The sequence below is a fragment of the Thiohalophilus sp. genome, from assembly GCF_034521165.1.
Taxonomy (GTDB): Bacteria; Pseudomonadota; Gammaproteobacteria; order UBA6429; family Thiohalophilaceae; genus Thiohalophilus.
In genome coordinates, this window is sequence record NZ_JAXHMV010000001.1 from 229,275 (window position 1) to 242,969 (window position 13,695).

Consider the following 13,695-nt stretch of genomic DNA (forward strand, 5'->3'; position numbering starts at 1 on the left):
ACGGCATTATTCGCCCTGTTGTTAGCATTAACCGGGCTGGCCCCGGCCGACGAAACGCTGGATGAAATCCGCGCCCTGGCCGACAGCGGCGCCGCGACCCTGGCGGTGCGTCTGCTGGACGAACGTCAACCCACCATCCCTTCCGAACAGAGCGAATGGCTGGCGCTGGAGCGCGAGCGGGTGCGCATCTATCGCGAGAGTGGTCAGTGGCAGCGGCTGGCCTCGCGCCTTACCGGCTTTCCCCGCAACATGCCCGAACAGGCCGTGCGCTGGGCCATGACCGAGCGGGCCAACGCCTTTTTAAAACTGGATGAACCCCGCCGTGCCCTGTCGGTGTTGCGCGATCTGATCTGGTCGGGCGAGGGCGCGGTGGATCCGCAATGGCGCCGGCGCTGGCGCGAGCTGGTGATGATCAGTTACGTCCGTCTGGGGCTGGCGGAGGATGCCTATCAGGCCAGCCGGCAGTTCTATCAGGATTATCCGCCGCAAAGCCGGGATGATCGGTTACTGCGCGCCCGGATTCTGTTGATGAGCGGCCATCCCGAAGAGGTCCCCGAACTGCTGGCGGATGAACAGGATACCGAGGCCGGGATGCTGGTGCTGCTGGCGCAATTGCGCAGTGGCAGCCGGCCGGCCAACAAGGTGATGCAGGCCGGCTTGCGCCATCTGCGCGGCAAGTGGGTTCAGGCCGAGGATCGCCATCATCTGTGGGCGGTGATCGCCGAGGCCGCCCGGCGCAGCGGCGATCGGCTGACGGCTGCCAATGCGCTGGAGCACGTGCTGGCGGCGCAGGCCGCGCGGCCGTTGCCCGCCGGCCTGTTCGACTACAATGCCGACAGCCTGTGGAATGCCTATGTGGATCTGGCCACCTTTCTCGGTAATCAGCAGCAGTTTCTGATCGGCGATGACGCCCCCTGGTTCGAGGCCGCCGAAGCGGCACGGGCCAAACAACCGGTGCGGGCGCGTGCCTATTACACCCTGTTGATGTTCAAGGGCCAGTCGGCGGCCAGCCGCGAGCGGGCGGCCAAAGCGTTTATCGAGACGCTGCGTCAGCGCAGTCGTGGCGCGGCCCTGGTCGAAGCCCTGTTTCTCGAGAGCAAGCAGTTCAAAGAACCCGCCGATATTCCGCTGGCGGCACGCCTGGAACTGGTGGACATCGCGCTGGCCCGTCAGGAGATCGAGCGCGCCTCGAAACTGATGGCCAGCATCGAACAGGTGCCCGAAGGCGAGGAAGCGTTTATCTGGCAATTACGCCGGGCGCGGATTCTGGTGCTCGGCGGTGAGCTGGTGCAGGGACAGCAAACCCTGCGCCAGGTGCTGGAGGCGTTAAAGCCGGGTCAGGATCAGCGACTGGATCAGGTGCTGCAGGTGGTGTTCGATATGCAGACCGCGGGGGCCCATGCGGCGGCCCTGGATCTGTTTGGGGCCCTGCAGGAACTGACCGTCGATACCAAACGCAAACGCGAGCTTTATTACTGGATGGCCAATTCGCACGAATCCCGCGAACAGTATGCCGAGGCGGCGCGACTCTATTTGAAATCCGCCATGCTGATCGGCCCCGAGGCGATGGATCCCTGGGCCCAGACGGCCCGTTATCAGGCCGGCGTGGCGCTGGCGCGGGCCGGCTTGTATGCGGATGCGCGGACGCTGTTCAATCATCTGCTGCGCGTGACCGAGGACAAGAGCCGGCGCGCGGCCCTGCGCCAGGAACTGCAGAAGATCTGGCTGCTCGAAGGCGGGCGCAGCGGCGATCAGTCGGCGGCCGTTACAGAGGATGACGCAGCAACAAGTCCGTTTTAGGCGTCTGCGGGCTCCCGTCCAGTGACGTGAATTCGAACGGGATCGATTCCAGCTGCATGCCGACGTTTTTCTGCACCGCAAAATGCAGATACGGTGAACTTTCCTCCGCCCCGGATCCGAGCCGGCCGAGGATCTGGCCGCGATTGATGGTCATCCCCGTGAACAACTTGACCGACTCGGGCACCAGGTGGGCATACAGCCCGAAGGTGCCATCGCGATGCAGAATCCGCACATAAAAGGTCTTCTCGCGCCGTTCGGGCGACAGCTTGCCGGTGTTCATTTCCACCACGGTGCCGCTGCGGGCCGCATGTACCGTGCTGTCCGCCGGCATGGGAATATCAACCGCGTAACGGGTCAGCGCATGAGCGTTATGGCCGGCTTCGCCGTTGAACGCCTGGGCGATACTGAATTCCTTGTGCGGTGAAAACGGCGGCAGATAGGGTTTGCCGGTCATATGTTCGGCAGCGGGGTTGCCCGGGACAAAGCGGGTGCGATAGGTATAGCTCCAGGGGGTGTCCGGATCGATCTTTTCAAAGCGGGTCAGCGGCTCGCGACTGCCGGGACCGATCACCTTGCGCAACGGCAGCGGCGGGTCGGCCCGCATGTTCTGCAGCTGGCCGGCCGAGAACTCCAGCTGTATGGGCATGGGCAGGGTGTTACTGACCTCAAAGATCGGCGCATCTTCCTCACCCTGACGGTGAATAATCACCTGTTTTTCGTTCGACGGTTGTTCATCCTGTGACGGGTGCCGGCGACGCTGTTCGCTCGGCGGCGGGTTGTCACTGAAATGCCAGACGCCGTCTTCATCCTGGTATTTGTACATCTGGGCTGCAGCATGGCCGATGACCAACAGCAACAACAGGCCCGATACGAATGCGAAGAGGGGATATCTGAACATAATAATTCGCCGTTACTGGATGACCATTTCGGTGAAATACACCGCTTCGATGGCCGGCAGCTGGATATGCTCTTGCATCACTTTTTGCAGGGCAGAGAGCGCCTCATCGCGCAGGGTAATCTTGCCCTGGGCCGAGGTGAGTTTTTTGACCGGTTGATCGCTGAGTAACATGACCAGCTCATGGCGCAGGGCCGGATTATACTGCTGGATATACTGTTCAATGGTTTTATCACTGAGCTTCAGCTGGACGCTCACCTGCATATGCCGAACCCGCCCCTTATCATTCACATTCACCACCAGGGCCGGTTGCATGGCGGTATACACGACCGGTGCCGCCTGTTCTTCTGCCTCAGACTTGTCTTCCTCGTCTTCGGCCCACAATGGCGGGGCCAGCAGCAACGGAACAAGCAGGGCAAACAATACACGCGGTTTCATCTTGAGAACTCCTGCACTATAGTTGAAATACCTTATCAGGCGGATAGCGATTCCCTGACCCTGACAGAATACGGTTTACTGACCGCGGAGTAAATTCGGGTATCTACCTAAATGAAGCCATCCCGTTTTCAGATTCGCATTGCCCCGGGCGCGCTGGTGGTGACCCTGGCGGGCGATTGCATCATTGATATCGCCTTACAGACCCGACTGCAACCGGGGTTGCCCGGTGCGAGCCGTGCCAGTGAAAAACAAATTGCGCGCGAACTGGCGGCCTATTTTAACGATGCGGCGGCGCCCCTGGTCTGGCCGCTGGATTTTGACGGCAGCGATTTTCAAAAGCGGGTCTGGCAGGCGTTGCGCGCGATTCCGGTGGGCCGTGTCCGGACCTACGGCGAGCTGGCCGGTGAGGTCGGCGGTTGCGCCCAGGCGGTGGGCAATGCCTGCCGTCAGAATCCGATCCCGATTTATATTCCCTGCCATCGCGTGGTGGCCAAAACCGGCCTCGGCGGTTTCGCCGGCCAGACCGCCGGCCCGCGGATCGCGCTCAAACGCTGGTTGCTGCAGCACGAGGGTGTGACGTTACCGGCATGAGTGAGTCGCAGGTTTTGATCGAACAGTTTCTCGATGCCCTGTGGATGGAGCGAGGCCTGAGCGAGAACACGCTTTCGGCCTATCGCTCGGATCTCAGTCAGTTCGGCCTGTGGCTGGATCAACAGGGGGGCGCCTCGCTACGTGGCGTCCGCCGTGAGCAGATCCAGGGATACCTGGCGCAGCGCCTCGAAGCCCGCGGCAGTCCGCGCAGTACCGCGCGGCTGCTGTCCAGCCTGCGTCGTTTCTATGCCTGGTTGCGCCGCGAACAACAGATTGGCGAGGATCCCACCGCGCTGATCGAGGCGCCCCGGCTCGGGCGGCCATTGCCCAAAAGCCTGAGTGAAAGCGATGTCGAGGCGTTATTGCTGGCGCCGGATACCGAAACCCACAAGGGGCTGCGGGATCGCTGCATGCTGGAGGTGCTGTACGCCACCGGTCTGCGAGTCTCCGAACTGGTTAATCTGCATATGGGACAGATCAACCGCCAGCAGGGCGTGGTGCGGATCAGCGGCAAGGGCGACAGGGAACGCCTGGTCCCGCTGGGCGAAGAGGCGCTGGGCTGGTTGCAACGTTATCTGGAGGAGGTGCGCCCGGCGGTGCTCGACGGCCAGGCGGCGGAGGCGGTGTTCCTCAGTAATCGCCGCCAGCCGATGACCCGCCAGACTTTCTGGCATCTGATCAAGGATTACGCGCGTCGCGCCGGCATCGACAAACCCCTCTCGCCCCATACCCTGCGCCACGCCTTCGCCACTCACCTGCTCAACCACGGTGCCGATCTGCGCGTGGTGCAAATGCTGCTCGGCCACAGCGACCTCTCCACCACCCAGATCTATACCCACATCGCCAAAGCGCGGTTGCAGGAACTGCACGCCCAACATCATCCCAGGGGGTGAGTTCCGAGTTCTAAGTTCTAAGTACTCAGAACTCAGAACTCAGCACTGTTTCTTTCCGGAACTTATGCCTGTTTTGCGCATCATATAGCCCATAATCGGGCGTGAATCGGGTATACTTTTGCGCCTTATCCACACAATTTACTGGTAGTTATTCCCATGCTGTTTTTTTCCCGTGTTGTTGTTATGAGCGCCCTGCTGGGGCTGTTTTCCCAGGCTGGCGCCGATGAGCTCAAGCAGGCCCGCCAGGCCATCATGGATCGCTTTGACGATGTCAAAGCCGAGAATGTCGAGGCGTCGCCGATCGAGGGGCTTTACCGGGTCACGATCCCGCCGCAGGTATTTTACATGTCGTCCGATGCACGCTATGTGGTCGATGGCAGCGTGATCGATCTGGCCGAGCGACGTAACCTGACCGATGAATACCGCAACCAGGCGATTAATGCGGCGATCGAGGGAATGGGCGAGGAGTCGATGATCGTCTTCGGTCCCGATGATGCCGAACATACCGTGACCGTGTTTACCGACATCGATTGCGGTTACTGCCGTAAACTGCATGAATCCGTGGCCGGCTATAACAAGGAAGGCATCCGGATTCGTTACATGGCCTACCCGCGCGCCGGGATCCCCTCTTCGTCCTACACGAAGGCGGTTTCCGCCTGGTGCGCCGATGATCGTAAAGAGGCCCTCACCCGGGCCAAACAGGGCAAGCCGATTCCCGAAAAGAGCTGCAGTAACCCCGTCGCCGATCAGTTCCAGCTCGGTCAGAGCATGGGCATCTCCGGCACCCCGGCGCTGGTGCTGGAAACCGGCCGAATCATTCCCGGTTTCGTCCCCCCCAAACGCCTGGCCGCGATCCTCAACGGCAAAACGCCGAACTGAGCCATTTCTCCGGTTCTCTGGGAATTAACGCAGAGGACGCGGAGACGCAAAGAACGCAAAGGTTAATTTGTTTTGTCCCGGACTGATGCGCTACTGCTTGGTTACGGGTAACGTCGAATTCAGCTCATTGGGAATTGTTTTCTCTGCGTACTTTGCGTCTTTGCGAACTTTGCGTTCCTTGCACTGATCTGGCTAGTTGAGCGCCTGGGCGAGCAGGCGGCGGTATTTGCTGACCAGTTCGCCCTGGTTGCCGAGCAGTTCGAACATTCTCAACAGTCCCTTGCGGCCGGCGTCGTCGTTGTAGGCGCGGTCGCGTTTGACGATCTCCAGCAGTTGTTGCATCGCGTCTTCGTGACGGCCTTCGGCGGCGTAGCGGGCGCTGAGTTGATAGCGGGCCTCGCTGTCTTTGGGATCGGCTTCGATACGTTTTAGCAGGCTGTCGACATCCTCGGATTGTTCCAGGGTTTCGGCCAGTTCCAGTTTGGAATAAAGCGCGGAGACCTCCGGGCTCATCTGGATATCGACGGAGAGGCTGTCGAGCAACTGGCGGGCGTCGTCGTAGCGCTCTTCTTTGATCAGCACCTCGGCGAAGCGCACCCGGTTTTGCATGTTGTCTTTATCATCAAGAATAATCTGCTGCATCTGTTGCAGGGCCTGTTCCCGCTCGCCGGCGTCATAGCGATCGATGGCCTGTTGCATCGGTGTGTCCGGTTTGCCTTCCATATGCTTGTCGAGCAGGGCGCGGATCTCGCTTTCGGGCAGGGCGCCGGTGAACTCGTCGACGATCTGGCCGTTTTTGACCAGTTTGACGGTGGGCACGCTGCGCACGCCGAAGTGGGTGGCCAGTTCCTGCTGCTGATCGATCTCCACTTTGGCTAACATGAACTGCCCCTGGTACTCCTCGGCCAGTTTTTCCAGCACCGGCATCAGGCTCTGGCAGGGACCGCACCAGGTGGCCCAGAAATCCACCAGCACCGGCACCTGCTGGGAGGCATCGATCACCTGTGACTGAAAGGTCTGGGCGCTGACATCGAAACTGTACTGCGATTGGCTCATGGTCTGTCCTGTCGGTTGCTGAACGGATACAAAATGGAAACGCCCCCGGACGGGCGGGACGCGCGGCGAATTATACCTGCATTGGCCACAGTTGCGCAGAGGCGGTAAACAACAGCGCGGCCTGCACCTCGCGCCCGGGCCACAGCTGCCGCACGCCGTCGGCGTACAGGCGCATCTGCTGCGCATATTGCGCGGCGATGGCCGCCGGATCGTTCACGGCACCGGCATGGGTCTTGTAGTCGATCAGCTGGATCCGGCCGGGTTCGATCAACAGCCGATCGATGACGCCGTTGACGGTCCGCCCCTCCCGGCGATAGAGCAGCGGCAGTTCGTTGTAGCTCTGCACGCCGGCCGGCGGGTGGAATATGGCCGCCAGCGCCTCGGCCCGGAAGGTCTGCCGGGCTTCGGCGTAGCACTGTTCCAGCAGGGCGGGCGGGGCCTCGCCGGCCAGGCGTTGCAGGACGCTCTCGAGTGGCAGTTCGGGCTCGGCGCACAGCCATTCCAGGCAGCGGTGAATCACGATGCCGCGCTGACGGCCGTCCTCGTCGACCACCTCGCTGTGGGTATCTGTGCCCTGGCGGCTGGGGGCGATCTCGAACTGGCGGGGGGCAAGTGGGATCCGCTGGCGCAGGCGCGGGTCGATGAGCGGTTCGCTTGCGGCCGGGTTGATGACCGGTGCGGTGATTTGCGGCGGCGTGTTGCTCTCCTGCAGGGTGACCGGGGCTTCGATCTCGTCGAGCGGCAGATCGTAAGCGCCGGCGATCTGCCGGTACCAGCCATAGTCGTTGCCCCGGCTGGCCAGGCTGCCGGAGACATACAGATATTGGCGCGCGCGGGTGGCGGCGACATATAAAAGGTTGGCCTCCTCGCGCTGGCCGGCCGCATCGCTGCGCTGGATAACCGCCTCGCTGAGTGGATCGCGGTGGGCCTGGTCCGGGCGCAGCAGAAAATGGCTCGGGAGAGGCGCCCCGGCCGGCCATTCGACCAGGGCCTCGTGGGTTTTGCCGCCCGAGTCGCCGCGGGCGGTGTCGAGCAGGAACACCACCGGTGCCTCCAGCCCCTTGGCTCCGTGGATGGTCATGATCCGCACCGGCGATTGCTGACCGGTGCTGGCCGGCTCGTCCGGGGCATCCTCCGCGTTTTGCCACAGCTCCTTGAGCCACTGGGCAAAGGTCATCAGGCTGGGGTAGCGGCCACTGTCCATCTCCAGCGCCAGCTCCTGGAAACGGACCAGATTGGCCATCACCCGCGGCACCAGATGGGCCGGGAAGGCGGCCCGGTAACGGGCCAGCACATTGGCCTCGCTGTAGATCTGCTCCAGCAGATCGTGCACCGGGATACGCCCGGCCCGTTCGACCCAGCGGGCCAGATGGTCATGCGCCCGTTGCAGGGGGGCATCGGCGGACTGTTCCCCGGCCAGCTGCGCCAGGCGTTCGAACCAGTTGCCCTGGCCCCGGGCGGCCAGCTGCATCAGATCGCGGTCGTCCAGGGCGAACAGCGGCGAGCGCAGGATGCCGGCCAGCGCCAGGTTGTCGAACGGCATGCTCAGCCAGTTAAGCAGGTTGAGCATGTCCTGCACCTCGATGCTCTGCAGCAACGTGCCGCGATTACCGCTCAAATAAGGAATGTTCGCCTCGCGCAGGGCCTGCTCGTATTCGTGCAGATGGGTACGGTTGCGCACCAGCAACAGGATATCGCTGTATTCGATCGGCCGGGCCTGATCGCGGTTGTCCTGCTGCACCGGCAGTGGCCGATCGATCAGGCGGCGAATTTCGTCGGCGACCCGTTGGGCCTCCTGCCGGTAACGGCTGCCGGCCGGCTCCGGCCGGGGCTGTTCGAGCGGATTGCGCAGCCCTTCGATGGCGTCGACCTCGCTGTCCGACTCCCGCGCCGGGGGCAGCAGGATGACCTCCCCCCACAGTTGCTGATGATGGGTGCGATGCTCGGGAAAATCGGGGATCTGTTGCTGCAGTTGCGGATCGGCGGTAAACAGCCGGTTGACGAAGTCCATGATCGCCGGTGCCGAGCGCCAGGAGGTGTTCAGTGGATAACGCCGGGCCGCCAGGTGGGTTTCCAGCCAGTCGGTGGCGGTGGCAAACAGCCGGGGTTCGGCGCGGCGAAAGCGATAGATGGACTGCTTGGCATCGCCGACCAGAAACACGCTGCGCTGGCGATCGCCTTCGGCGGCCAGCTCCTGTAATAACGGCAGCAGTAACTGCCACTGGGTCGGGTTGGTGTCCTGGAATTCGTCCACCAGCAGATGGGCGATGCGCTGATCGAGTTTGTACTGCACCCATAGCGCGTTGTCGGCGACATTTAACAACCGATAGGCCTTCCACTCCAGATCGGTGAAATCGAGCAGCCGTTGCTCAAGCTTGATGCGCTGATAGTGATCCAGCAGCGCGGCACCGGCGCGGTACCAGGCGTTGTTAACGACATAATTACGGCGTGCGGCGATCTGTTCCTGCAACGTCTGGAGTCGATCGCAAAACGTTTCATGCAGGCTCGCCAGTTCTTCGGCCCCCTCGATGCCCAGACTTTTTTGTAAAGACCTGTTACTGGCTTCCCGTTTACTGCGCGGCTTGCCTTCTTTGGTTAAAAAGGCCAGGTAGAGTGAAGCGTGGCGGGCTTCTATGGTTTGTTGCTTATCCAGCACCACCTGAAGATGGGCGACCGCTTCGTTGTTACCCTTGTTCGGGTGGCCGGATAACAGTTCGGCACAGCGGGACAGTTGTTGTTGATATTGTGTGTTATCGAGAAAATCTTGACGCGGATCCTGTTCGGGATCGATGGCGAGTTGCTGTTTGAGCTGTTCCTCGGCCCGGGCCACCGGATCGGACTGCCCATCGGTATAGACCCACCAGTCACTGCGGTGATCCACGAACTGGCGCAGCACCGTGCGGGTATTGTTCAGCCCCAGTTCGTTGAACAGGATCTGCAACGCGCCGGCCACGTCGCTGTCCGGTTCGCGCGCCGCACCCACCATCAAGGCTTCGCGGGCCTCATCGAGCAGTGCGGCGGTACGCTCGAGCAGTTCGAAGCCGGGCGGGACATCGGCTTCCAGCGGAAAACGGCGCAGCAGCTCCTGACAAAAGGCGTGGAAGGTGGTGGTGCGCACGCCGTGCGGGGTGCGCAACAGGCGTTGATAGAGCTGGCGCGCCTGGCGGCGCAGATCGGCATCCGGCACCAGATCCAGGCTATGCAGTTGTTTATCCAGATCCGCTTCGCCACACAACGCCAGTTGTTGCAGCCGTTGCAACAGGCGCTGCTGCATTTCGGCCGCCGCCTTGCGGGTGAAGGTGATGGCCAGGATCGATCCCGGCTCGGCGCCTTCCAGCAACAGGCGCAGGATGCGGCTGACCAGCAGATAGGTCTTGCCGCTGCCGGCCGAGGCCTGCACGGTGATGTTGCCCTGCAGGGCGGGGCTGGCGCTGCCGCTCATAGCCGGCTCCTGTGATGGGGTGCACAGACAGGCCCGAATGACCTTGCGTTCACGCCGGGGATGGCCAGGCTTGAAACACCTGTCGGCGGCATGCGATCGGCGCACCCGCCGCCAGGTGGACGTCGCACAGGGAGACGTGTCGGGGGCGGGAGCGCCCACTCAGGATGAATCGCAGGGACGAGGGTTGCAGTGACACGGACGCGTCGAGCGCTCCGGCGCACGCCGGGGCGTAGACCGGAACTGCCCGGACAAGCAACGGGCCGGAGTGCCCGCAGGGACCTCAGCCGGGGCGGCTGCCGGGTCGGATCATGATCCGCGCCGGTGGTTTGCCCGGTTTTTTTTATACCTGCCAGACCGCTTTTCGACATAACAGTCCCATCTCGCAATAGTTGCAACTTTTTTCATCGCCCCAGGCGGGGAGCCCCTGACCGGTATTGATCTGTCCGACCAGTGTCTGCAAACGCCGGCCGATCGCCTCGCTCAATGCGTGCAATGCGTCCTCTTCCAGCGGGCAGCTCAGTTTCAGCGCCTGTTCCGGCTTGTCGAAGCGCAGGTAGGCGACCTGGCTGACCGGCGACTCGGGCTGGTGTTGCTGTTGCAACAGGGCATAGAACGGCAACTGGATCGCCTCGCCGGCCTCGACCTCTTCGGCTTTGGGAATGGCGCCGGTCTTGTAGTCGATGATCGCGGTCCCCGCCGGCCCCCGGTCGATGCGATCCAGCCGGCCGCGGATCGACAGCTCGCCCAGGGGCACCTCGTGGCGTTGCTCGGTGTCGCTCACCTGCCAGTGCCCGGCGCGACGCCGGATTTGCCAGTCGACGTAGGCCGGGATGAAGGCGCGCCACTGGCTCAGCCAGCCCTGGTGTTCGAAATTGTCGGCCAGTACATCGGCGAAGACCTCGCGGGAGATCGTTTCCAGCAGGGCAACGGCCTCTTCGCGGTGGGCCGCATCGAAGGGCGCGGTAAACGGCCCCGGCAGGTTGCGTACCTTCGAGTGCAATGCCTGCAGACAGAGATGGACCCGCTCGCCGTAGTCGGCCTTGGACAGCGCTTCGCGGATCTCCTCCGGCGGTTTGAGCTGCAGGGCGCGGGCCGCGTAATACTGATAGGGGCAGTCGAGCAGCTGCTGGTAATCGCTGGGGGAGAAGCCGGTCGGCAGCAGCGCCGGGTCCAGGCCCGGTTGCGGCCGGCACGAGGGGGCCGGCAACGGCACCTGGGGTTCGGTCTCGATCTGCAGCTGTTCGGCGTGCGCGGTCAGTTCGGCCAGTGCCTTTTCTTCCAGCGGCTGATCCGGCCAGGCTTCCCGATGCAGGGTCAGCAGGTGCTCCAGCCAGTGGCTGATGACCACCGGTTCGCCGTCCTGCCCGGCGCGGGCGGTGATCAGGATGGCCGGCGCGGCCTCCAGCAGGCGGCGCAGGTGATAGAAGCGTTCGGCGTAATGGGCCTCGCCGGATTGCAGGCCCAGTTCGTGACGGACCTGGTCGTTGAAAAAGGGACTGACCGGCGGATGCCCCGGCAGTGAGTCCTGTTCGGCGCCGGCGAGAATCAGTGCCTCGAACTGCTGCAGCTGGCTCTGGGCCAGGCCCAGCAGGCGCACGCGCTGCTGGGTGGGACGGGGACGAAAATGGGTACGCTCCAGATGCCGGCCGAGCCAGGTGCGAAAGTCGCTCCAGCCGAGCAGGAACTGGCCGCCGGCGATGCCCCCGGCCAGGCGGGTGAGCAGCTCCAGCAGCCGGCTGCCGGCGGCGTCCTGCTGCAGGGCGCGGTCCATCTCCAGCAGCGCCAGGCTTTGCTGCAACGCGGCGATCCAGTCGTCGGCCGGATGGTGGCCCCGGCGCAGGGCCAGCAGCGGCGCGGCCGCCGCCTCCAGGCGATCCAGCAGGTCCAGCAGCGGGGTGATGTCGGTCTGCTGCGCCAGGCGCTTGCGCCGGTCATGGGCGTGGGCGCGATAGCGGTTGAGATTGCGCGCCACGTTTTCGTGGCGAATCACGTCCTGCTCCAGGCGCCAGGTGGCCAGCCGGTGGGTGTCCCGATCGCGGTCGGCGAACACGAAGGGGGATTTGAGCAGATCCAGCAGCGGCAGATGGGCGAAGTCTTCTTCCAGGCATTCCAGCCAGCGCTCCAGGGCCGCCGCGGCGCTGGTGGTGGACAGCGCCCAGCCGGCGGCGTCGGCCAGCTGGATGCCGGCACGCTCCAGCAGGGCCCTCACCCGCCGCGCCAGGCGCCGGTTTTCGGTGACGATGGCGATGTCCGTCTTGCCCGCCAGCAGCCACTCGCGGACGCGGATGTCGATGGCCCGGGCCTCCTGCTCGGCGTTGTCGGCCAGCAATACCCCGAGCTGTCCGTGCAGCGGGCTGTCGGCCTGCTCCGCGGCGAGGGCCCGGGCGGTCTCCTGCAAGGGGTGCTCCTCGGTGCCGAAGACGGTCTCCAGTAACGGGCTGCGGGTCGAGGCCGGGGCGGTGACACCATCCAGCCCCAGCGCGTTGGCCAGCGGGCGCAGATGCTGTTCGGGATAACCGGGGGGCTCGCCGTCGAGGCGCCCGTGCAAATAGAGCTGCAGCTGGCCGCGCTGCTGCAGTACCTGGAGCCATTGCTGTTCGGCCGGGGCCAGCGGACGGGCGCAGGCGAACCAGAGCGGCTGATCGGAAGGGCATTGTTCCAGGCTGCGGCGCAGCGCCAGCAGATGGGCACTGTCGGCGTCGATCAGTCCCTGGGCGCGGATCTGTTCGTGCCAGGCGTGCCACAGGGTATGCACGATGGTCGCCTCGCGGCTCAGGCTCTGGCGCAGGCGGTTGCGGGCCCCGTAAGCGGCCTGCAACTGATCGATAAAGTGCTCCCGGTCGGCGGGCAGGTCGATCTCGTTCAGGGTCAGGGCCTGGAACAGCTCCAGCAGCTCGCTGGCCAGCAGCCAGGGATTGGCCTGGTTGAACAGGTGTTGATAGGGGCGCAGGGCGTCGACCAGCAGCAGTTCGGCGCTGACCGCGGAACAGACCCGGATGCCGTCGGGCACAAACGACCGTACCCAGTCGCGCAGAGGCTGGATCGCCAGCCCCACCAGTCCGTCGACCCCCTGTTCGGTTGCGGCATCCAGTAACTGTCGGCGCAGTGGCACGCTGACCTGGGGATCGTCGACCAGCAGCGTAATCCCGGTCAGATCCGGCAACTGCTCACGATGCGCCTGGATCAGATCCCGGGCGAGTTGTTGCAGGGGATCGGCGTGGTAGGGGAGCACTACCACGCCGTGATGGGCGCTGTCGGGCGTCATGGGCAGCGACCCGGACGCACAAAAGGGTTCAGCGTTCCAGATACTGGAGCTTGTCCGGTACGCCGTCCCACTCCTTGGCGTCGGCCGGGGGATCTTTTATTTCCACGATCACCGGCCACTCCCGGGACAGCTCGGCATTGAGGTCAATGAAGTTTTCCATGCCGGCGGGCACATCGTCCTCGGCGAAAATGGCTTCGGCCGGGCATTCCGGTTCGCACAGGGTGCAGTCGATGCATTCTTCGGGATCGATCGCCAGGAAGTTGGGACCTTCGTGAAAGCAGTCGACGGGACACACCTCAACGCAGTCGGTGTACTTGCATTTGATACAGTTGTCGGTGACTACGTAAGTCATGCGCGGGCTCCTTAAATCAGTCAACGAATGCCGAACCCGGCGGTCCGGCGGGCAATCCAATAGTCTATGTTAGCGTGAAAGTCG

10 protein-coding genes are annotated in these 13,695 nt (G+C 63.5%); 4 read left to right on the top strand and 6 right to left on the bottom strand.

All coding sequences use genetic code 11. From position 1 onward, the window contains the following. The first annotated feature begins 18 nt into the window (after positions 1 to 18). Positions 19 to 1,800 carry a hypothetical protein gene (locus U5K34_RS01115; RefSeq protein WP_322566695.1) on the top strand — a complete coding sequence of 594 codons (1,782 nt, stop codon included), beginning with the start codon at positions 19 to 21 and terminating at the stop codon, positions 1,798 to 1,800. On the opposite strand, the gene U5K34_RS01120 is transcribed toward U5K34_RS01115, so the two are convergent. Next, positions 1,766 to 2,698, bottom strand: a complete 933-nt coding sequence (locus U5K34_RS01120; RefSeq protein ID WP_322566696.1) for a M23 family metallopeptidase — start codon at positions 2,696 to 2,698, stop codon at positions 1,766 to 1,768. The genes U5K34_RS01115 and U5K34_RS01120 overlap by 35 nt on opposite strands. A 12-nt stretch (positions 2,699 to 2,710) precedes the next feature. Beyond that, positions 2,711 to 3,133, bottom strand: a complete 423-nt coding sequence (locus U5K34_RS01125) for a flagellar basal body-associated FliL family protein (RefSeq protein WP_322566697.1) — start codon at positions 3,131 to 3,133, stop codon at positions 2,711 to 2,713. 111 nt (positions 3,134 to 3,244) lie between these two features. Here U5K34_RS01125 and U5K34_RS01130 point away from each other — a divergent pair, with 111 nt between their 5' ends. The 3 genes from U5K34_RS01130 to U5K34_RS01140 all read left to right on the top strand — a co-directional run bounded on the left by U5K34_RS01130 (position 3,245) and on the right by U5K34_RS01140 (position 5,496). After that, complete coding sequence (locus U5K34_RS01130; protein ID WP_322566698.1) at positions 3,245 to 3,724, top strand: methylated-DNA--[protein]-cysteine S-methyltransferase; 480 nt, start codon at positions 3,245 to 3,247, stop codon at positions 3,722 to 3,724. Then, the gene (gene xerD / locus U5K34_RS01135; protein ID WP_322566699.1) at positions 3,721 to 4,617 is read left to right on the top strand and encodes a site-specific tyrosine recombinase XerD; all 897 of its coding nucleotides are present in this window, start codon (positions 3,721 to 3,723) and stop codon (positions 4,615 to 4,617) included. Before U5K34_RS01130 ends, xerD begins: the two co-directional genes overlap by 4 nt. A 156-nt stretch (positions 4,618 to 4,773) precedes the next feature. Further along, positions 4,774 to 5,496 (top strand): DsbC family protein, encoded by a 723-nt coding sequence (locus tag U5K34_RS01140; RefSeq protein ID WP_322566700.1) that lies wholly within the window; start codon positions 4,774 to 4,776, stop codon positions 5,494 to 5,496. A 192-nt stretch (positions 5,497 to 5,688) separates the two neighbouring features. On the opposite strand, the gene trxA is transcribed toward U5K34_RS01140, so the two are convergent. The 4 genes from trxA to fdxA all read right to left on the bottom strand — a co-directional run bounded on the left by trxA (position 5,689) and on the right by fdxA (position 13,611). Then, complete coding sequence (gene trxA / locus U5K34_RS01145) at positions 5,689 to 6,552, bottom strand: thioredoxin (RefSeq protein WP_322566701.1); 864 nt, start codon at positions 6,550 to 6,552, stop codon at positions 5,689 to 5,691. Positions 6,553 to 6,622: 70 nt separating this feature from the next. Beyond that, positions 6,623 to 9,994: a UvrD-helicase domain-containing protein gene (locus U5K34_RS01150; RefSeq protein ID WP_322566702.1), complete on the bottom strand. Its 3,372-nt coding sequence runs from the start codon at positions 9,992 to 9,994 to the stop codon at positions 6,623 to 6,625. Positions 9,995 to 10,334: 340 nt separating this feature from the next. Further along, positions 10,335 to 13,259: a PD-(D/E)XK nuclease family protein gene (locus U5K34_RS01155; RefSeq protein WP_322566703.1), complete on the bottom strand. Its 2,925-nt coding sequence runs from the start codon at positions 13,257 to 13,259 to the stop codon at positions 10,335 to 10,337. Positions 13,260 to 13,287: 28 nt separating this feature from the next. Beyond that, complete coding sequence (gene fdxA / locus U5K34_RS01160) at positions 13,288 to 13,611, bottom strand: ferredoxin FdxA (protein WP_322566704.1); 324 nt, start codon at positions 13,609 to 13,611, stop codon at positions 13,288 to 13,290. Positions 13,612 to 13,695 lie beyond the last annotated feature (84 nt).